The following is a 22,119-nucleotide window of genomic DNA, read 5'->3' on the forward strand; positions in this document are numbered from 1 at the left end:
CATTCATGAATTTTTGACAATCTGTTGAACTGTGATAGATATCACATCTCTATTTTGCATGCCCTCTTATAGTGAAAGTAAGCAAGAGAGACGCATTAAAGGAGTGAACAGTATGAAAAAGAAACCATCACCATTCATGCAACGTTTAAAATATTTTTCTCCAATAGATCGTTATAACGATAATCATACACAAGAAACATACGAAGACCGCGAATGGGAAAATGCTTATAGAAAGCGATGGCAGCATGATAAAATGATCCGCTCCACACATGGCGTAAACTGCACCGGTTCTTGCAGCTGGAACATTTACGTAAAAGATGGAATTGTAACTTGGGAAGGACAAGAGCTTAATTATCCGACTACTGGTCCTCATATGCCAGACTTTGAGCCACGCGGATGTCCGCGCGGAGCAAGCTTTTCTTGGTACATCTATAGCCCGCTTCGTGTGAAATATCCATATGTACGCGGCGTTCTTTGGAATATGTGGCAAGAAGAACTCCAAAAACATGAATCACCGTTAGACGCTTGGAAAAGCATTGTTGAAAATCCAGAAAAAGCACGCACATATAAAGGGGCACGCGGAAAAGGCGGTTTCATTCGTGCAAATTGGGATGGGGTATTACAGCTTGTTGCTGCTTCCTTATTATATACAGTAATCAAGTACGGTCCGGATCGAAATGTCGGCTTCTCGCCAATTCCTGCGATGTCAATGTTAAGTCACGCAGCAGGCAGCCGCTTTATGCAGCTTATGGGCGGACCGATGCTCAGCTTCTACGATTGGTACGCTGACTTACCGCCAGCTTCACCGCAAATTTGGGGTGATCAAACAGACGTGCCAGAAAGTAGTGATTGGTACAACGCCGGCTATATTATGACATGGGGTTCTAACGTACCGCTAACGCGGACACCAGATGCCCACTTCTTAGCAGAAGTGCGCTATAAAGGAACGAAAGTCGTTTCTGTTAGCCCTGATTTTGCCGAATCAACAAAATTCGCTGATGATTGGATCAGTGTAAAACAAGGAACAGACGGTGCACTTGCAATGGCAATGGGGCACGTCATTTTACAAGAATTTTACGTGGACAAACAAGTAGACTACTTCATAAATTATGCAAAACAATATACAGATTTCCCATTCCTTGTCACGTTAAAGCAGCAAGGAGATCAATTTGTTGCAGATCGCTTCTTAAATGCTGCTGATATTGGCTGGGAAACGAAGCTTGGCGAATGGAAACCTGTTCTTTGGAACGATAACAGTCATGATTTCGCTACGCCGCACGGCACAATGGGATCACGCTGGGATAACGAGAAGAAGTGGAACTTACGTTTAGAAGATGAACAAACAGGCGAAAGAATTGATCCGCGTCTTTCTTTACTTGGTATGGAGGATGCAATTGGTACCGTACAAATTCCGTACTTTTCTGATGACGGAAATGAAGTATTAGAACGTACCATTCCGGTGAAAAAGATTACAACACCAAACGGAGATCTTTTCGTAACAACTGTCTATGATTTAACATTAGCAAACTACGGCGTAGACCGCGGTCTTGGCGGCCAAGAACCGAAGAGCTTTGATGAAGATGTTCCGTTTACGCCGGCATGGCAAGAAAAAATGACAGGTGTAAAACGAGAACTTATTATTCAAATCGCTCGTGAATTTGCTCAAAATGCAGTTGATACAAATGGACGCTCGATGATTATTGTCGGCGCTGGTATTAACCATTGGTTTAACTCTGATACGATTTACCGCGCTGTGTTAAACCTTGTTCTTCTTGTTGGTGCACAAGGTGTAAATGGCGGCGGCTGGGCTCATTATGTCGGTCAAGAAAAATTACGCCCAGCAGAAGGTTGGCAAACCATCGCAACTGCAAAGGATTGGCAAGGCCCGCCGAAACTGCAAAATGGTACATCCTTCTTCTATTTCGTTACAGATCAGTGGCGCTATGAAGATACACCAGTTGGACATTTAGCATCGCCAGTTGTCGGCAATTCACGCTATCAACATCATGGTGATTACAATGTGTTAGCTGCTCGTCTTGGCTGGCTACCTTCTTATCCAACGTTCGAAAAGAATGGCATTGAATTATATAAAGAAGCGGTCGCTAGTGGGGCAACAACGGGGGAGGAAATCGGAAAATATGTTGCAGAGAAGCTAAAAAACAAAGAGCTTAAATTTGCGATTGAAGACCCTGATAACAAAAATAACTTCCCGCGCAACTTATTCGTATGGCGTGCGAATTTAATTTCAAGTTCCGGTAAAGGACACGAATATTTCTTAAAACATTTATTAGGTACAACAAATGGATTAATGAACGATGATAGCGATTCATTACGACCAGAAGAAATTACATGGCATGAAGAGGCACCGGAAGGAAAACTTGATTTACTAATCAATTTAGATTTCCGCATGGCTGGAACAGCACTATACTCTGACATCGTTCTTCCTGCTTCCACGTGGTATGAAAAGCATGATTTAAGCAGTACAGATATGCATCCGTTCGTACATCCATTTAACCCAGCAATCGGTTCACCGTGGGAAGCACGCTCTGACTGGGATATTTTCTGCTCCCTTTCAAAAGCAGTCTCTGATTTGGCACAAAAATTAGACTTTGAGCCAATGAAAGAAGTTGTTGCAACGCCGCTTCTTCACGATACACCGCAAGAATTAGCGCAGCCGCTCGGACAAATTAAAGATTGGAGCAAAGGGGAATGTGAGCCAATCCCAGGCAAAACAATGCCGCAAATTCATGTTGTAGAACGTGACTATAAAACGATTTATGACAAAATGACCGCACTTGGACCAAACGTTGGAAAACAACCAATTGGTACAAAAGGCATCTCTTGGTCTGCGGAAAAAGAATACGAACAATTAAAGAGTAAATTAGGTGTGATCCGCACCGATTCGATCGCGAAAGGATGCCCTGACATAACAGAAGCAATCAATGCCGCTGAAGCTGTATTAACCCTTTCTTCTACAACAAACGGTCATATGGCAGTAAAAGCATGGGAAGCGCTTGAGAAACAAACGGACTTACAACTTCGTGATTTAGCAGAAGAACGTGAAGAAGAATGCTTCACATTCGAGCAAATTACAGCACAGCCAAAAACAGTTATTACCTCCCCTGCTTTTAGTGGTTCAGAAAAAGGAGGACGTCGTTACTCACCGTTTACAACAAACGTAGAACGTCTTATTCCTTGGAGAACAATAACAGGGCGTCAATCTTTCTACTTAGATCACGACATGATGAAAGAATTTGGCGAAACAATGGCCACGTTCAAACCAATTTTACAGCATAAACCGTTCCGTAAATCTCGTCCTGACGTAGAAGGAAAAGAAATTACGCTGAACTATTTAACACCGCATAATAAGTGGTCCATTCATAGTATGTACTTTGATTCACTGCCAATGTTAACACTGTTCCGCGGCGGACCAACAGTATGGATGAATAAAGATGACGCTGCTGAAGCTGGTGTTGCTGATAACGACTGGATTGAATGCTTTAACCGAAATGGTGTCGTTGTTGCACGTGCTGTCGTAACACACCGCATGCCGCGGGGAATGGCCTTTATGCATCATGCACAAGATCGTCATATTAACGTGCCTGGTACGAACTTAACAAGTAACCGCGGCGGAACACATAATAGCCCGACGCGTATTCACGTAAAACCAACACATATGATTGGCGGATACGGTCAATTAAGCTACGGCTTTAACTACTATGGTCCAACAGGAAACCAACGTGACCTAAACGTTGTCATCCGTAAACTGAAGGAGGTAGATTGGCTTGAAGATTAAAGCACAGGTCGGAATGGTAATGAACCTAGATAAATGCATCGGTTGCCACACTTGCAGCGTAACGTGTAAAAACACCTGGACGAATCGTCCAGGTGCTGAATATATATACTTTAACAACGTAGAAACAAAACCGGGCATTGGCTATCCAAAACAATGGGAAGATCAAGAGAAATATAAAGGCGGCTGGGAACTGAAAAATGGAGATCTTCAGTTGAAATCCGGTTCAAAAATGAAGCGTCTTATGAACATTTTTCATAACCCAGATCAGCCAACAATTGATGATTACTTTGAACCTTGGAACTATGATTATGAAACATTAACAAACAGTCCGCAGCGAAAACACCAGCCAGTTGCTCGCCCAAAATCAGCCATTACAGGTGAATTTATCGATAAAATTGAATGGGGACCAAACTGGGAAGATGATTTAGCGGGTGGACATATAACAGGCTTACAAGACCCAAACGTCAAGAAAATGGAAGAAGAAATTAAAACGGATTTTGAAAATGTGTTCATGATGTACTTACCGCGTATTTGCGAACATTGTATCAATCCATCATGCGTCTCTTCTTGTCCATCTGGCTCTATGTATAAGCGCGATGAAGATGGAATTGTCCTAGTTGATCAAAACGCATGCCGTGCTTGGAGATTCTGTGTCTCTTCTTGTCCGTACAAAAAAGTGTATTTCAACTGGCAAACGAATAAAGCTGAAAAATGTACGATGTGTTTCCCGCGTATTGAAGCTGGTATGCCGACAATTTGTTCGGAAACATGCGTCGGACGAATTCGTTACATCGGAGTTATGTTATATGACGCTGATAAAGTAAAAGAAGCAGCATCTGTACCAGATGAAAAAGACTTATACCATTCTCAGCTTAACGTATTCCTAGATCCAAACGATCCAGAAGTAGCTGCTGAAGCAAAGAAACAAGGTATTCCGGAAGAATGGATTAAATATGCTCAGCAATCACCTATTTATAAAATGATTATCGATTGGAAAATTGCTCTTCCTCTTCATCCAGAGTATCGTACATTGCCAATGGTTTGGTACATCCCGCCATTAAGCCCAATTATGAACATGGTCGAAGGAAAAGGAAGCAACTGGCAAGCGGAAGAAATTTTCCCTGCTATTGATAATATGCGTATTCCGATTCAATATTTAGCAAACTTATTAACTGCAGGCGATGAATCTCATATTCGTCTTACATTGAAAAAAATGGCTGTCATGCGTACTCATATGAGAGCATTGCAAATAAATAAAGAACCAAATGAAGCTGTATTAAAAAACTTAAGTTTAACAAAAGAAGACGTTGAAGATATGTACCGTCTTCTTGCGATTGCGAAATATAAAGATCGTTTCGTTATTCCAACTTCTCATCGCGAGCAAGTGGCAGACCTTTATAACGAGCAAGGAAGCTGCGGTCTTTCCTTTGCTGGCGGTCCTGGCTCTTGTATGACAATCTCTTAAAATAAAGGAGGTAACAACTATGAAACAAAGTTTACAAACAGCTTTTTCTTGTTCTTCCTTTCTTCTCTCCTATCCTGAACAAGAATGGAGAGAAGCACTTCCTTATTTACAGGATGATATGCAGAACATCAAACATGAGGAAATTCGCACTACCCTTACAACATTTATCGAACAGGCGAAGCAAAAAACAAATGATGAATTAATTGAAGCATATGTATATACATTTGATTTTGGCAAAAAAACAAATATGTATCTTACTTACATGAATACTGGTGAACAACGAGAACGAGGAATTGAACTTCTAGAACTAAAACAACACTATCAAAAAGCAGGCTTCGCTGTAACAGATAAAGAACTGCCTGATTATTTACCGCTTATGTTAGAGTTTCTCGCAAATGCCGTGGAAGAAGATAGTGAGCCGATTATGAAAAAATATGAAAACAATATTGAAGCACTGCATCAACAATTAAAAGACGCAAACAATATGTACGAACCAATTGTCCGATGCATCCTTACTGCTATTGGTGCATGGCAATATGAAATACAATAGAAAGGGGTACAGCAAAGATGATGGATCAATTTTTATGGGTACTCTTTCCATATATTATTTTAGTCATTTTCATTGGCGGGCATATTTTTAGATACAACTACGATCAATTTGGTTGGACATCAAAATCTAGTGAACTATTAGAGAAGAAAATGCTCCGAATCGGCAGTTTATTGTTTCATTTTGGTATTATGTTCGTAATTGGCGGGCATGTCATGGGAATTTTAATCCCCGAATCCGTCTATAGTTCCCTCGGCATTTCTGAGCATACGTATCATATAATGGCAATCGGTTTCGGCCTTCCGGCAGGTATTGCTTCTGTAATCGGATTATTCATTTTAACGTATCGCCGCTTTACCGTAAAACGTATTATCGCAACAAGTACAACAGGAGACTACATTGCTCTCGTCTTGTTGCTCATCGTAATGCTCGCAGGACTTTCTTCTACATTTTTAAATATTGATTCAAACGGTTTTGATTATCGAACAACGATTGGCCCATGGTTCCGCAGCCTCTTTATTTTCCAGCCTAAAGCCGAGTATATGGCAGAGGTACCAATTTGGTTTAAAATTCACATCGTTTCTGCTATGGGACTATTTGCAACATGGCCATTCACAAGACTCGTTCATGTCTTTAGCGTTCCCGTGAAATATTTACGACGCAGCTATGTTATTTATCGAAAAAGAAAACCGATAGAGTCTAACGAAATAAAATTTTAACCAGCAACAGTTTTATGCGATAAAGTGAAACTTCCATCAGTGGGGTTTTCTTCATCCCCCACTGATGGAAAGCTGCCTAAAAATAGCTGGATAAAAAATAGCACCTATCTCATCTTTCCATGATTAGGTGCTATTTCATCTTTCATTTTCACTTCATTATTTTGTAATTTCTCCTCCGTCAAAGTCATAATGATGCGTTAAAGTATACTGACCTGATGGAAGCCCCCATGCACTACTGCCTCCTGAGTTTATTGAAATATTTAAGTATACTTTATTATCTTTTAATGTAATTTCAATCTTACCAGAATGTCCCCATCCATCATTTTCAAAATTCAAGACTGCTTTATTATTTTGGAATGTTACAGTGTCATAAGCTGCAGCATGCTGTATAGCCCCTTGTGACGTGTAAGCTACTGCAACACCTGCCTCATTTCCAGATATAAAATTAATTGCTGTACTTAGATTCGTTGGAATTTTATTCCAATTCTCAATCTCTGCTGGCAGGTCAACATTACTCCAAGCCCCTTGATATTCGGTAAGACCATTCGGATCCCAAATACCGTCACTTGCTAAGTAGTACCACTTACCGTTATCTTGAATCCAGCCTGTTTGCATTGCTCCACTTCCATTGAAGTAGTACCATGCGCCTCTTACTTGTTGCCAGCCTGTTTGCATCGCTCCACTTCCGTTGAAGTAATACCATGCGCCGCTAATTGCCTGCCAATTTGTTTGCATTGCTCCGCTTCCGTTGAAATAGTACCATTCGCCGCTTATTTGTTGCCAGCCCGTTTGCATTGCTCCGCTTCCGTTGAAGTAATACCATACGCCGCCTACTTGTTGCCAGCCCGTTTGCATCGCTCCGCTTCCGTTGAAGTAGTACCACGCGCCTCCTACTTGTTGCCAGCCTGTTTGCATTACTCCGTTTCCGTTGAAGTAATACCACACGCCACTTATTTGTTTCCAGCCTGTTTGTTTCACGCCGTTTTCATTGTAGTAATTCCATACAGAACCGTTTTGTTTCCACCCCGTTTGTACTGTTTGCGCTTGTTGCATCGCACCGTTAGCACCAAGTACATAACCATCAATCGTTGTATTGGCTGCCATTTGGCCATTACTATAAAAATAGTACCACGTACCATTAATAGCCTTCCAACCCTTCGCTTTTGTACCATCCTTGTCATAGAAATACCATTTTCCATTATCCTGTTTCCAGTTATTGTGATAATGATATTCGCCTGTTTCAAGTCCATATTTCGCACAGTTTGTATAACAATGATGCCCTCCGTTTGCATCTAATCCACCAGGACTTGCATATACAGATGTCGTTGATCCAACAATAGTTAGTCCAAGTGCCATAGCTAACGCTTTCATATTTTTTTTCATAGCTTCCCTTCCCCTTCTATTTTTCTATGTATCAATCATCATTATATTACATCCAAATAATAGTAATAAATATTTATTTTACCATTAACTATACATCCGAATAAGAGAAATAATGGATTATCCTTATTCTACAATAATTTTCACACATAATATGATTAACCATAATTCGCATTCCTATCTTATTCTCGATCATCTATTATAATAGTAAAGTTAAATATCCATCATACAGTGAAACTTCCATGGGTGAGGATCTTACTGCCTGTTAGTACGGAATACATGTTTTTACAAAAACGAAAAAGCATTCCGATGAAAGGAATGCTTTTTCCTTATTCTACTATACAATCTGTACGCTCCACATTCGGAGCTCCCTGTACAGTACTTGTCATCCCACTACTATTTTGAGCCCCCGGTAAAGCACTTGTCATCCCATTGCTATTCGTAGTTCCCTGTGAAGCACATGTCATTCCGCTGCTATTCTGTGCTCCCTGTGAAGTACTTGTCATACCGCTGTTATTCTGGGCTGCCTGTGAAGTATTGGTCATCCCACTGCTATTTTGAGCCCCCGGTAAAGCACCTGTCATCCCGCTACTACTTGCAGCAGCACCTGTCAAGGTGCTACCTCGTGTAATAGTTGTTGTAATTGTGTCTCCGGGTTTCAGACAAACTTCAGCTGTATTTCCGATAACGACTACAACATCCATACATGTTGGTCCTGTTGATCCAGTAAATGTTTTCGTTGCAACAAACGAAGTATCCCGCAAATTATCTCCTGTGAAAATATTCCCAGAATTATTTACAATAACAAACTCCTTAATACAAGCTCCCATCTTTATACAACCTTTCTATTACACTCCTGCTGTTGAACTTATTTCCGCCGAAGTAAATTCAGTGTTACCCCGTGGTGCTGTCAATGGCGTTACCTTCCCATTTAACAATCTAGCACTGCTTGATCCACCAGCCCCACTAAATATCTTCGCCACAATAAACGGAGAAAGATCATAATAATTCCCCATATTGATTGGTCCCGTATTGTTTATAACTTTAATTTTTCGAATAAGTGGATTCATCCGTAAGCCACCTTCCTTAGCAATATCTCTTTCTTTCTACACTGTATGCAAAAGAAAAAAACTTGAAACGGACGCGTTTCAAGTTTTAAAAAATTATTCCTAACAGGGATCCCCCTGATGGAAGTTTCACTTTATTTTATTTCACCTTCATATTGCATCATGCCGCCAACCATGTTTACTGTTTTATAACCTAGTTCATTTAGGTAATGACAAACATTTTCACTGCGTACACCTGATCTACAAATAAAAATGTATTCATTTTCTTTATCAAAGAAGTCTACTTTATGCGGAATATCATTCATTTTAATATGAACCGCTTCTGGAATTTTCCCGTATTCTACTTCTTCATCTTCACGTACATCTACTAAAAATAACGTTTCCCCTTTTTCTAAACGCTCTTGTACTTCTTGTGGCATAATTGTTTTAATTTCAGACATGGAACTGCCTCCTTCTTTCGATTCATTCTCAATTTTAGCATGCAACAGCTAGAAAACAAGATATGTGCCCAAGTCTCATTAGAGAACCTTTGAAATTTGCTGATTCATAAATTGATGTACTTTTTTAGCAAACAAATGCGTCTCTAACACGCCTGCCATATGTCCATATATACTTTCAATCTCATATACTTCTGCAAATTTTCTATTCTTCCTCAATAATTCAACCATTTCATAATTATAACGAGAAGGCTGGAGTACATCTTGTTTACAAGGAATCATAAGAACACTCGCTTCTACTTGGCGAAGCGCCTCCTCTAATGAAGAAAAACCGCGAGCAATATCGTGTAATAACGTTGCCTTTGCTGTATACATCCATGAATTTGCATCGACAAATGCAATATTCTGTAATGTTACTTCATGAATTGCTTCTTCAAATGAAGTTAATGTAAAGAAATCTTGATAAGGCGCAGATTCTGCATAGCTCCGCGAAAATGTCGTCTCATAATAATGCGCATCAAATGCGTTTATAAACATCATTTTAGCGGCCATATGCAGTCCTTTCACCGGTTGCTTCCCTCCGTAATCCCCCTTATTCCAAGCTGGGTCTAATTGAATTGCATCTATTGCATTTTGCAAAACATTAACAGCCGTCACAATTGGATTTTGCGGATTTGTAATGACACCAATCATTCGCTCCATCATATGTGGATAATGAACCGCCCATTGCTGTGCGATCATGCCTCCAGCTGATGGACCAATCACGGTATGCAATCTAGCAATCCCCATATGCTGTATTAATTCATATTGAATACGAGCCATATCAAGAAACGTGAAGACGGGAAAAATCATTCCATATTCTGCACCTGTTTCTTGGTTTATCGTCTTTGGCCCTGTTGTCATAACATAGGGATTTTTCACTTGCACGTTACACAGATTGTCCGTACAAATAACAAAATATTTATTTGTATCGATCGCTTTTCCTGGTCCGATTAACTCATCCCACCAACCTGGCAAAAGATCTTGCTTTGTATATTTTCCTGCTGCATGGCTCGTTGCACTAAAATAATGACATACTAAAACCGCATTCGACTTTTCTCGGTTTAACTTACCGTATGTTTCATAACCAATTTGAATTGGAATGGACGCACCGTTTTCAAATGTAAATTTCTTTAATCTGAATTCTTGTTTTTCTACATATAACACCAGTTTGCCCTCCTTGCGTAACACCTTTTTTCATTTTTTTCATACAAACAAAGTGTGATACTGAAGACAAATCAAAAAAGAAAACGGCCTTTCTTTAGTAACATATCAGAAAAAGCCGCTGCAAATATATCCTTTGTTACAAGAATACACATACGTCATCATTAATTATTTATTCGTACGATAGAACATGATTTCCTTCTATCATAACCAAGCCATCTGTTTCACTTCCCCAAATACAAATATGTGCATAATATATAAAAATTCCCACAGACTAAAGTTATCTTATTTGGATAAAGAGGGAATACATATGTTTTTCAAATGGTTTCATAGAAAAAAGAACAGTACAGATGCAACAAAGACGGAACAAATGAAAGGCACGCAACAAACTAAGCAAACGGAGCAACAGCCGGAATCACAAACTCAAGCAAGTAAACAACAGCCAGAACAACAACAAGCTCAAGCAAGTAAACAACAGCCAGAACAACAACAAGCTCAAGCAAGTAAACAACAGCCAGAACAGCAACAAGCTCAAGCAAGTAAACAACAGCCAGAGCAGCAACAAGCTCAAGCAAATAAACAACAGCCAGAGCAGCAACAAGCTCAAGCAAGTAAGCAACAGCCAGAGCAGCAACAAGCTCAAGCAAGTAAACAACAGCCAGAGCAGCAACAAGCTCAAGCAAATAAGCAACAGCCAGAGCAGCAACAAGCTCAAGCAAGTAAGCAACAACCAGAGCAGCAACAAACTCAAGCAAATAAGCAACAACCAAACAAGCAATATTCCAAACAAAGTAAAAATGGCATTTTCGATTTTAGTAAGCCAGAGCATGAAACAGCTCATTCACTACAAGAACTTCTGCAAAAATTACAAGAATCAAGCGATTTTGTTCGCTATCATACTTCTGAAGATCCAGCTAAGCCTTATTGGATTTCGTATTTTCGTACATCAATGGATGGTATGAGATTACAAAATTATTTAATGCCTGCTTTATTACATCATACTGCGCCAACACTAGAAGAAGTAAAAGCGATGGTTCCAATAAGCGGCCTTACCATTACAAGTGACGTAAAAAAAATTGAAGAAATGGTCTTAAAAGGTCATGCTATTGTTCAACTGCAGGAGCATGATACTGAATGTCTACTTGCAAACATCGCAATTGAGAAATACAGATTACCCAGTATACCATTAAACGAATCAACCGTTACTGGACCTCAAGAAGGATTTGTAGAGGATATCGATACAAACATTAACCTTGTTCGTAAACGGTTGCCCGTTCTGGAATTAAAAACAAAAGAATTGCTGATTGGAGAATTTTCAAAAACAAAGGTTGTAATGATGTATTTGGATAATTTAGCAGAAAAAGAAACCGTCGCATATTTGGAAGATCTCCTGAACAAAATTCAATATGACCAAATTAATGATAGCAATTATATTGCTCATCTAATGGGCGATACATCTATTTTTCCAACTTTTATTACTACAGAACGTGCTGACCGTGTGAGCAGCGGGCTCGTTGACGGAAAAATTGCTATATTTGTCGATGGTGCACCAAATATTTTATTAGCACCTGTATCTCTACTGGATTTCTTCATCTCGCCTGAGGATTACAGTGTGTCATGGTTTTATGCAACCTTTTCTCGCTTATTACGTTTTATGGCAATTATTTTTTCAATTGCTGCAACGCCTCTATATGTAGCGGTACTTAGTTATCACTACGAATTGATTCCAAGTGATTTGCTGGAGACATTAATTTTATCACGGGCCCAAGTGCCATTCCCGCCTTTAATAGAGGCTATTTTTCTAGAATTAGCCATTGATCTTCTCCGTGAAGCAGGAGCACGTTTACCAATGAAAGTCGGACAAACGCTCGGTATTGTAGGTGGTATCGTTATCGGACAAGCATCGGTACAAGCAGGATTGACGAGCAATATTTTGTTAATTATCGTCGCCTTATCTGCACTAGCATCATTTATTACACCGATTTATAAGATGGGCAATGCTGTTCGTATACTTCGGTTTCCATTTCTCATACTTGCCGAGCTATGGGGACTTTTAGGAATTTCGGTAGGATTTATCTTTCTTTTAACGCGACTTTTTCGGCTATCGTCCCTTCGAAAACCGTATGGACTTTTTTATCCATTTCGGAAACAGTCAATAAAAGACTCACTTATACAACTTCCCTTATCTAAAAGAGATACGCGCGATATTCAAGCAAGGCCGCAACATGTCGGTCGTTATGTAAAAGAAGTGTTTCAAAAACGCATGACAGATTTTGATGAGTAAGAAACGAGGAGAGCATATGAGTACAGTTAAAACAAATTATAAAGTATCTCCCATTTTTGTTTTTTTCTTAATCCATGGTGCTCAATTCGGTGTTGGGGTTCTCGGATTTGCACGTATTATTGCAAAAGCTACCGGATATGATGCATGGATGGGTGTAATTATTGCAGGGATAGGCGTTCACATTCTTATGTGGATGATGTATCGTCTATTAGGAAACGCAAACGGAAACTTGCTTACAGTACACCAAAATATATTTGGAAAATGGCTAGGAAATGCATTCAATCTAATGTTTATTACATATTTCTTTCTAGACAGCGTATCCGTTATACGCACATATGTAGAAATTATTCAAGTTTGGATGTTCCCAACAGCAGCTACATGGAAACTAACAATCTTTTTATGCATACTTAGTTATTACATTATCTCATCTGGCTTTCGAGTTATGACTGGTATTTGTGTTGTTTCTGTTGTCGCTACATGCGGATATATCATGATGCTGTTTATAACCATTAAATACGCTAATTTGGGAAACCTACTACCTATATTCTCTCATTCTTTTGGGGATATTTTAAAATCAGCTCAAGCGTCGACTTATACAATGATTGGCTTCGAACTCATTTTGATGATATATCCTTTTATCAAAACTCCGGAAAAATCTCATAAATTTGCACAATATGGCGTTTTGTTTTCTAACTTTTTATTTTTACTAAGTGCCATTCTTGCTTTTGCTTTTTTTAGCGAAAAACAATTATCAAAAACAATTTGGTCACAGCTATCTATCACACAAGTAATTCGTCTTCCTTTTATTGAACGTCTAGAATATATCGCCATCTCCGGCTACGCAATCATTGCAATTACAAGTTTCATCCTACCCTTATGGGGTGCAACAAGAGGATTTTATGAACTATTTCACATAAAGCAGAAATACATATTAATTTCCTTATTATTTTTAACCGTCATTATTTCACAATTCCTAACGGAACGGCACGATATTAATAACTTTATTACTCAGGTCTCAAAAGTAGATTTTTGGATGATTTACGTGTACATCCCGGTTTTATTTCTTATAATGTGGGTGAAAAACAAATGGAAAACATCAAAAAGCAAGTGATATTCCTTTTTAGTTTATGCTTACTTTTTACAACAGCATGTGTCCCCAAAAACGTCGTTGACGATCTTAGCCTCCTTCAAGGAGCTGTTTTTGATGTTACTTCAGATACAGATTCAAACAAAAAAAGAGTAAAAGTTACTTCAGTTAATCCTATCCAAAGAAAAGGGAATAAAGTAGAAATACTTCAAGGATACGGAAATACAGTTAAACAAATTAAAATAACAACTTCTTTAGAATCTGGAAAACCACTTGCTAGCGGACAAATGCGCGTTGTTCTTTTCACCGAAAAACTAGCTAAAAAAGGACTCTCTAGTATACTTGATACGCTTATTCGTGATGTCAATATTGGTAATGTAATATATGTTGGTCTCCTTGAAGGCGGCGGAAACGCAGAAGGTGAAAAACTACTATCAGGCAAATATAACACATCTGCTAACGTAGCAATTTACATGACAAAAATGTTAGAACATAATATGCAATCGGGGGTAGTACCAAAAGATAATTTACACCTTCAAGCTTTTCGCTATTACCGTGAGGGGCAAGATACATATATGCCTATATTAAAAAAGAAAAAGAAAAGCATTAAAATTACAAGTATGGCTCTTTTCCAAAAAGATAAGTACGTAGGAAAAATAGAAGAAAAAGATATGTTTCTTTTTAAAACACTGCTCGAAAAAAGTGAATTGGATTCACATGAATTTAAAACAAAATTAGGCTATACAATCATTAACAACATTCGTTCTTCTCCTTCTTATCATGTATATGTAAAGGACGGCAAGCCTTCCTTTTTTATTCAAGTAAAAATGAAAGCTCGCATTCAAGAGATTTCGGAGCATGCCAACTTAGAAAACAAAAAAAATGTAGACAAAATAAGAAAGGACATTGAAACAAACTTAAATAAAGATGGAGTAAAATTAATTAAAAAATTTCAATCTCTTGGTACAGACCCGCTTGCTTTAGGGGCCAAATTTAAACAACATTACAGACCTTTTAAGTTAAAAGAGTGGAAAAAAATGTACAAAGATGTTCCTGTAAAAGTTAAATTTACAGTCGATATTACAAATTCAGGCGTTATTGAGTAAAAAATTTGATTCTCTTTCCTAAAATTAAATTGGAAAGAGGATCTTTTTTGGTAAAACAGAATTTAAACCTCCCTAACGTAAATCATGTTACAATAAAAGTCGGCAAAGAACGAGAAAGGATGAACAACATGACAAACGAAAAAGGTTTAGATAAAGGATATGAGCTTGTTGCGAAAATGCATGAAGTATTCGGCCACCCAATTGCTGATGCTCCAACAAAATTACCAGAAGAACGCGCAAAAATTCGTGCAAGCTTTATGCAGGAAGAACTAGAAGAGTTCTTAGAAGCAAATACAGTGGAAGATCAATATGATGCATTAATTGACTTAATTTATTTTGCATTTGGAACGTTCGCAGAAATGGGTGTACGTCCTGATAAAGGTTTTGAGATCGTCAACAATGCAAACATGGCAAAATTATTCCCAGACGGTAAACCACGTTTCCGCAAGGGTGACGGCAAAATTTTAAAACCTGAAGGATGGGAAGCACCAGAACCACAACTTCGTGCGGAAATTGAGCGTCAGCGTCAAGAAGCACTTGAAAAAGTAGGAAAATAGCAGCAAAATCATGTTATATATCGTCGAAGGGTCTTTATATTGTGTCGAAATGCCGATATATGATGAAAAACGGTCGATATATTGATACTTTGAAAAGGAGCTATCTATATAGATAGCTCCTTTTCTGTTATTTCTTCTTCGGTGCTGTTTGTTGACTTTGTTTCCCTTTAGAGAAATTAGATGAATCATCGAAGTTCGGTTGTTTTTGTCCAGCGTTATTGCTTCTTCCTTTACCCATATGTATACACCCCCTTTTTTTTATCATTCCCAAATAAAAAATCTCCTTGCATAGAAGGAGATTTTCTTTAAGGCACTAACGTCCTTTTCCATAGTTGACTAATCTTACATTCATCTGTTGTTATTGATGTGGCATACCTTGATGTGGCATGCCTTGATGCGGCATACCATAATGATGACCGTGATGGTAACCATGATGATGGCCATGGTGAGGATGATAACCAACATGATGATAGCCATAATGGTGATGGTATGGATGATACCCCACATGTTGATAGCCATAAGGATATCCTCCAGGATATCCTCCAGGATATCCTCCATATGGATGGTATCCTACTTGTGTTGTAGGAAATCCACCCATACCATACGGACTAATCATTTGTCGCTGTTCATTATAATTCATTTCGTTCACCTCTTCCTCACAATTTAATGTGTCGATGTTATCATATTGCAAAAAAAGGAAATGGGTGTTTGTCTTTTCTAAAATTGAGTTCTTCCACCCCCTTGAAAACAGAAGAAGAGCACCTACTTTGAAGTGAACCCAAAAAGTTAGACACATATTTTAAGCAACTAATGAGGAATGCGTTCTGTATTGTACAGGACTCATTCCTTTTAATTTTGTTTTAATTCGGTCATGATTGTAGTAGTGAATATATTTTTCTAATTCTAATTTAAAATGTTCCATACTTTCGAACTCTTGTAAGTAGAGTAATTCAGACTTTAATAAGCCAAAGAAATTTTCGATGACTGCGTTATCTAAACAATTCCCTTTACGAGACATACTTTGTGTAATTCCTTTTTCTTTCAATACATGTTGGTATTCCTTCATTTGATAGTGCCATCCTTGATCCGAGTGGAGGATAGGAAATTCACCATTTTTTAATTGTTGAAAAGCCTTATTCAACATCTTTGAGACTAATGGGTAAACAGGACGTTTCTCTATGTTATACGCAATAATTTCACCATTATATAAATCAAGTATCGGGGATAAATACAACTTCTCACCATGTATGTGGAATTCTGTCACATCTGTAACCCATTTCTCATTTGGTTTCGTTGCTCCAAAATCACGTTTTAGTATGTTTGGTGCAATATTACCAACTTTCCCACGATATGAGCGATACTTCTTCATACGGACAAGAGATTTTAAATTCATTTCGCTCATTAAGCGACGAACTGTTTTGTGATTTAATATGATACCTTGATTGCGTAATGTCCATGTAATACGACGATAGCCATATCGACCTTGGTGCTTATGAAAAATCTGTTGGATCATTTCTTTCACTTCGTGATATTTATCTGGGCAATCCATTCGTTTCACCCAGTAATAATAGGTACTGCGCGGAATATCAGCGACTTTTACTAAGTCAATGATTTTAAATTCGTGCCTCAACTCATAAATTATTTGCGCTTTGTCTTGTTCTGTGACTTTTCCTTTTCTTGAATTAAGGCATGTAACTTTTTTAAATACGCATTCTCCATACGTAATCTCTCAATTTCCGCTTTTAATGCTTCTTCTGATCCTTCTACTTGTTGATTGTTCTCTGGCTTCTTTTTCATAGGTGGACGCCCCTTTTCCTTTGGTTGAAGAGCGTCAATCCCTTGTGTTTCAAATAAATGTTTCCACTTCCACACAGTGCTAGAAGTAGGAATATTAAATACCGTAGTAGCTTCTGCGATGGACGCTCCCATCTCGCTTATAAATTTAAGTACGTCCATTTTAAACTCAACAGAGTAATTTGTATATGTCTTTTGAAGACCTGCCAATCCATGTTTTTTAAACTTAGCTACCCATTTTTTTAACATCGTCATATCTACACAATGTTTTTGAGCTATATCTTTAAAGGATTCTACGCTGTTAAGATAATCGGTAACGGCAGATAACTTGGTTTCTAAAGAGTATCTTGTCATAAAAAAACTGCACCTCCAATTGTTAGACTGTGTCTAACAATTGGGGTGCAGTTCACTTTTAGGTGCTCTCTTCCATTAATTCGCTACGATATTCACAAGTTTTCCAGGAACAACAATTACTTTACGAACTGTTTTTCCTTCAATTTGTTCTTTAATTGCTTCAAGTGCAAGTTGTTCCATTTCTTCTTTTGATGCGTCTTTTTTCATTGTTAGCTTCGCACGTACTTTCCCCATGACTTGAACAACGATTTCAACTTCATCTTCTACAAGTTTAGACTCATCAAATGTTGGCCAACTTACATATGAAATTGTTTCGTTATGTCCGAGCTTGTTCCAAAGTTCTTCCGCAACGTGCGGCGCAACTGGCGCTAACATTTTCACGAAACCTTCTACATATTCTTTCGGAAGTGTTTCAGCTTTATATGCATCATTAATGAACATCATCATTTGCGAAATCGCAGTGTTAAAGCGAAGTTCTGTGTAGTCTTCTGTTACTTTCTTCACTGTTTGATGATATACTTTTTCAAGATTTTGTTTTGCTGCATCTGTAATTTTCTCGCTTAGTTCACCATTATCTTGAACAAATAGACGCCATACACGGTCTAAGAAACGACGCGCTCCGTCAAGGCCATTTTCAGACCAAGCAATTGAAGCATCTAATGGTCCCATGAACATTTCGTATAGACGAAGTGTATCTGCACCATGGCTTGCTACGATATCATCAGGATTTACAACGTTACCTTTTGATTTACTCATTTTCTCGTTGTTTTCACCTAGAATCATACCTTGGTTAAATAGTTGTTGGAATGGCTCTTTCGTTGGAACCACACCGATATCATATAATACTTTATGCCAGAAGCGTGCATATAGTAAGTGAAGTACAGCATGCTCTGCACCACCGATGTAAATATCAACTGGAAGCCATTGTTTTACTTTTTCAGGATCTACAAGTGCTTCGCTATTATTTGGATCAATGTAGCGTAGGTAATACCAGCAGCTACCTGCCCATTGCGGCATTGTGTTTGTCTCGCGGCGACCTTTCTTACCAGTCACTGGATCCACAACATTTACCCACTCATCAATGTTTGCAAGTGGTGATTCACCTGTACCAGATGGACGAATGTTCTCTGTTTTCGGAAGAACTAATGGTAATTCTTCTTCTTTCACAGCTGTCATTGTACCATCTTCCCAATGGATAACTGGAATTGGCTCACCCCAGTAACGTTGACGGCTGAATAACCAGTCACGAAGACGGTATGTTACTTTTTGATTTCCCGCACTTGTTACTTCAAGCCATTCAATCATTTTTGCAATTGCTTCTTCTTTATTTAATCCGTCTAGGAATGCAGAGTTAACGTGTGCACCATCACCTGTATGTGCTTCTTTCGTAATGTCTCCGCCTTCTACAACTTCTTTCATTGGAAGGTCAAATGTTTTCGCAAATTCGTAATCGCGCTCATCATGGGCTGGAACTGCCATTACAGCACCTGTTCCATAAGTAGCAAGTACATAGTCAGCAATCCAGATTGGTAATTTCTCACCGTTTACTGGGTTAACTGCATAAGCACCTGTGAATACGCCTGTTTTTTCTTTCGCAAGCTCTGTACGCTCTAAATCACTTTTCGCTTTTACAGAATCAATGTAAGCTTCTACTGCTTCTTTTTGTTCTGCTGTTGTAATTTCTGCAACAAGCGCGTGTTCTGGAGCAAGTACACAGTACGTTGCACCGAATAATGTATCTGGGCGCGTTGTAAATACAGTAAATTTCTCATCTGTACCGTCGATGTTGAAGTGTACTTCTGCACCTTCAGAGCGACCGATCCAGTTGCGCTGCATATCTTTTAAGCTTTCTGGCCAATCAAGCTCATCTAAGTCTTCTAGTAAGCGATCTGCATAAGCTGTAATTTTAAGCATCCATTGTTTCATCGGACGACGCTCAACAGGATGTCCGCCGCGCTCACTCACGCCATCGATTACTTCTTCGTTCGCAAGTACTGTACCAAGTGCTGGGCACCAGTTTACAGGGATTTCATCTACGTAAGCTAATCCTTTTTCAAATAGCTGTAAGAAGATCCATTGTGTCCATTTGTAGTAGTTTGGATCTGTTGTATTTACTTCACGGTCCCAGTCATAAGAGAAACCTAATGCTTTAATTTGATTACGGAACGTGTTAATGTTTTTCTCTGTAAATTCAGCTGGGCTATTTCCAGTATCAAGCGCGTATTGCTCTGCTGGAAGACCGAATGCATCCCATCCCATTGGATGAAGTACATTATAGCCTTGCATACGTTTCATACGAGATAAAATGTCCGTTGCTGTATATCCTTCTGGATGTCCTACGTGCAGCCCCGCACCTGATGGATATGGGAACATATCTAGTGCGTAAAATTTCGGTTTATCTGTTTCATCTGGCGTACGGAATGTTTTATTCTCTTCCCAATACGCTTGCCACTTCTTCTCAATTTCTTGATGATTGAAGCTCATTAAACACCCTCCATTCAAATTCTATATATTTTCACCGCCAAAAACACAAAAACCCCTCATCCCAGAAAAGGGACGAGAGGTTATAGATTCCCGCGGTACCACCCTAAATTAATGTCATAAAGGATGTTCAAAACGTCTGGTAAAGGTCGTTACCCGATTTCTTTATCCACATTTTTGAACAAGCACTACTATACATTCGCTTAGATCCGTAACGTGGATAGACGGCAAATCGCTACTTTCTTTCACGACTGCAACTCAAAGGCGAGTTCATAACGAAACTTGGATTGACTTGCACCAACCGTCAACTCTCTAAACCAGCTTCTATTACTACTACTCCTTATCACTGTTATTACATATGAGTTATTTAAAATATATTCTAAAACAAGTTACATATTCCGTCAAACTAAACTGCAATTTTTTCTTCAACTGTTTCTTCAACTTTGACTTGTTTATCATAAATACTCGTTGCTATAAAGGCTATTACAAGCATTACCATGATTGCAATAAATAATACTTCCATATTATATATATCAACGATTGCTCCGCCGACAACTGGTCCAAACATTTTCCCAACAGTTGCTGCGCTATTTACAACACCTTGATAAAAACCGAGTTTATCATTTGGTGCAAGGATATTCGCAATTGTTGGAACAGCTGGCCAAACAAATAATTCACCAATTGTTAAAGTTACCATCGCGACAAGGAACATTGAAAATTGCTGCGCTTGACTTAATACGATAAACGACACTGCGAAAATACCGATTCCGATCATAATTTGTTGTTTTAAAGAGCGTTTCATCGCACGAATAATCATACTTATTAATGGCTGCGCACAAACAATCATCGCCCCATTTATCGTCCATAATAAACTATAATGACGAAGACTAATATTCAACTCCTGCATATGCGTTGCAATCGCTCCTTGCCACTGTACATATGTAACCCAGCATAAAGCATATGCTACACATACAATAAGAAGCGCCTTGAATCCTGGTGTAAGTGACCAACCTTTTTTCGTTTTTTCTTTTACTTCTACACTCTTATCTTCCATACCACGGAATCCAATAAAAGCAATTACGAAGAAAATAAAGTATAAAACAAAGTTTGCTAAGAAAATATAATCAAAACGATAAGAAGCAACTAAACCACCGCACGCTGTTCCAATCGCAATCCCAACGTTTTGTCCAACATACATCGCATTAAATGCTCTCCGTCCGCCTTCTGGCCAAACCGACCCAACCATCGCATACATCGACGGGAAAACCATTCCAGAACCAAATCCAATTAATGCAAGCCATACAACATAAAATGGCCAACCATGGAAGAATACCAATCCTAAAATCGCTAATAATGTAATAACAATACCAACTAGAATGGACTTATATCCGCCCCATTTATCAAATAAAACACCGCCGAGTAAATTACCAATTACTCCTGTTAACGAGTTAATCATTAATACCATTCCGGCCACAGATAATGACTTCCCTAAATGATCATGTAAATAAATTGTATTAAAAGGCCATAAAAAAGAAGCACCCGTGACATTAATAATCATCCCAGCTACTAATAGCCATACTTGCCTTGGCATACCTCTTCCCTCCTATTCTATTATTTTTTCGGTCTTCAATAACAGTAAAATTGTAGTCGTTTTTGGATAGGAAGGCAAATGATTAATAGTTGGTGAAATTCAGATAATGAGCTGAAATCGTGTTCATAGGAATTCTTCAACCACAATCTGAAAATATTAGTTCTCTATGTAACATCAATATATAAGAGGACGAACATTTTAAAAATTATTCCCGAAGATTTTTCGCCTCAAAATATCATTTCATGAACATT

16 protein-coding genes, 1 pseudogene and 1 other annotated feature are annotated in these 22,119 nt (G+C 38.6%); of the genes and pseudogenes, 8 read left to right on the plus strand and 9 right to left on the minus strand.

Annotated features, from left to right (window positions below; translation table 11 throughout):
• Positions 1-112 precede the first annotated feature (112 nt).
• From AB1284_RS18950 to narI, 4 genes are read left to right on the plus strand one after another with little or no spacing between them, the layout of a single operon-like run.
• A complete protein-coding gene (locus AB1284_RS18950) occupies positions 113-3,796 on the plus strand; it encodes a nitrate reductase subunit alpha (protein WP_429753462.1) in 3,684 nt (1,227 codons plus the stop codon).
• Positions 3,786-5,261, plus strand: coding sequence for a nitrate reductase subunit beta (narH, locus tag AB1284_RS18955; RefSeq protein ID WP_429753461.1), 1,476 nt, complete (start codon positions 3,786-3,788; stop codon positions 5,259-5,261). Before AB1284_RS18950 ends, narH begins: the two co-directional genes overlap by 11 nt.
• Positions 5,262-5,280: 19 nt before the next feature.
• Positions 5,281-5,811: a nitrate reductase molybdenum cofactor assembly chaperone gene (narJ, locus tag AB1284_RS18960; RefSeq protein ID WP_429753460.1), complete on the plus strand. Its 531-nt coding sequence runs from the start codon at positions 5,281-5,283 to the stop codon at positions 5,809-5,811.
• Between the two features lie 17 nt (positions 5,812-5,828).
• On the plus strand, positions 5,829-6,527 hold the full coding sequence (gene narI, locus AB1284_RS18965; protein WP_429753459.1) for a respiratory nitrate reductase subunit gamma: 699 nt from the start codon (positions 5,829-5,831) through the stop codon (positions 6,525-6,527).
• Positions 6,528-6,683: 156 nt separating this feature from the next.
• Here narI and AB1284_RS18970 read toward each other — a convergent pair whose 3' ends face one another.
• The 5 genes and pseudogenes from AB1284_RS18970 to AB1284_RS18990 form a co-directional block, all read right to left on the minus strand.
• A complete protein-coding gene (locus tag AB1284_RS18970; protein WP_429753458.1) occupies positions 6,684-7,910 on the minus strand; it encodes a YHYH domain-containing protein in 1,227 nt (408 codons plus the stop codon).
• A 527-nt stretch (positions 7,911-8,437) separates the two neighbouring features.
• A pseudogene (locus tag AB1284_RS18975) lies at positions 8,438-8,737 on the minus strand (hypothetical protein); the annotation flags it as partial.
• Between the two features lie 18 nt (positions 8,738-8,755).
• Positions 8,756-8,977, minus strand: a complete 222-nt coding sequence (locus AB1284_RS18980) for a spore germination protein (protein ID WP_429753457.1) — start codon at positions 8,975-8,977, stop codon at positions 8,756-8,758.
• A gap of 131 nt (positions 8,978-9,108) precedes the next feature.
• On the minus strand, positions 9,109-9,414 hold the full coding sequence (locus AB1284_RS18985) for a rhodanese-like domain-containing protein (RefSeq protein ID WP_098306683.1): 306 nt from the start codon (positions 9,412-9,414) through the stop codon (positions 9,109-9,111).
• Between the two features lie 78 nt (positions 9,415-9,492).
• A complete protein-coding gene (locus tag AB1284_RS18990) occupies positions 9,493-10,617 on the minus strand; it encodes an alpha/beta fold hydrolase (RefSeq protein ID WP_429753456.1) in 1,125 nt (374 codons plus the stop codon).
• 307 nt (positions 10,618-10,924) lie between these two features.
• Here AB1284_RS18990 and AB1284_RS18995 point away from each other — a divergent pair, with 307 nt between their 5' ends.
• From AB1284_RS18995 to AB1284_RS19010, 4 genes are all read left to right on the plus strand, one after another.
• Entirely contained in the window at positions 10,925-12,898 is a 1,974-nt protein-coding gene (locus AB1284_RS18995; protein WP_429753455.1) for a spore germination protein, read from the plus strand.
• A 16-nt stretch (positions 12,899-12,914) separates the two neighbouring features.
• On the plus strand, positions 12,915-14,009 hold the full coding sequence (locus tag AB1284_RS19000; protein WP_429753454.1) for a GerAB/ArcD/ProY family transporter: 1,095 nt from the start codon (positions 12,915-12,917) through the stop codon (positions 14,007-14,009).
• Entirely contained in the window at positions 13,985-15,091 is a 1,107-nt protein-coding gene (locus AB1284_RS19005) for a Ger(x)C family spore germination protein (RefSeq protein WP_429753453.1), read from the plus strand. The genes AB1284_RS19000 and AB1284_RS19005 overlap by 25 nt, the downstream gene beginning before the upstream one ends.
• 128 nt (positions 15,092-15,219) lie before the next feature.
• A complete protein-coding gene (locus AB1284_RS19010) occupies positions 15,220-15,648 on the plus strand; it encodes an HAD family hydrolase (protein ID WP_429753452.1) in 429 nt (142 codons plus the stop codon).
• Between the two features lie 358 nt (positions 15,649-16,006).
• On the opposite strand, the gene AB1284_RS19015 is transcribed toward AB1284_RS19010, so the two are convergent.
• From AB1284_RS19015 to AB1284_RS19030, 4 genes are all read right to left on the minus strand, one after another.
• Positions 16,007-16,288: a hypothetical protein gene (locus tag AB1284_RS19015; protein WP_429753451.1), complete on the minus strand. Its 282-nt coding sequence runs from the start codon at positions 16,286-16,288 to the stop codon at positions 16,007-16,009.
• 159 nt (positions 16,289-16,447) lie between these two features.
• Positions 16,448-17,796, minus strand: a protein-coding gene (locus tag AB1284_RS19020; RefSeq protein WP_429749199.1) for an IS3 family transposase whose coding sequence is annotated in 2 segments (ribosomal slippage) — positions 16,448-17,340 and positions 17,340-17,796 — 1,350 coding nt in all. Because the reading frame shifts where the segments join, the coding sequence is not laid out codon by codon here.
• 75 nt (positions 17,797-17,871) lie between these two features.
• Positions 17,872-20,280, minus strand: coding sequence for a leucine--tRNA ligase (gene leuS, locus AB1284_RS19025; RefSeq protein WP_429753450.1), 2,409 nt, complete (start codon positions 20,278-20,280; stop codon positions 17,872-17,874).
• A gap of 65 nt (positions 20,281-20,345) precedes the next feature.
• Positions 20,346-20,633: a binding site (T-box leader), on the minus strand.
• Positions 20,634-20,683: 50 nt separating this feature from the next.
• Positions 20,684-21,868 carry an MDR family MFS transporter gene (locus AB1284_RS19030; protein ID WP_429753449.1) on the minus strand — a complete coding sequence of 395 codons (1,185 nt, stop codon included), beginning with the start codon at positions 21,866-21,868 and terminating at the stop codon, positions 20,684-20,686.
• Positions 21,869-22,119 lie beyond the last annotated feature (251 nt).

The sequence above is a fragment of the Bacillus sp. S2(2024) genome (assembly GCF_050474045.1).
GTDB classification, from domain to species: Bacteria; Bacillota; Bacilli; order Bacillales; family Bacillaceae_G; genus Bacillus_A; species Bacillus_A yunxiaonensis.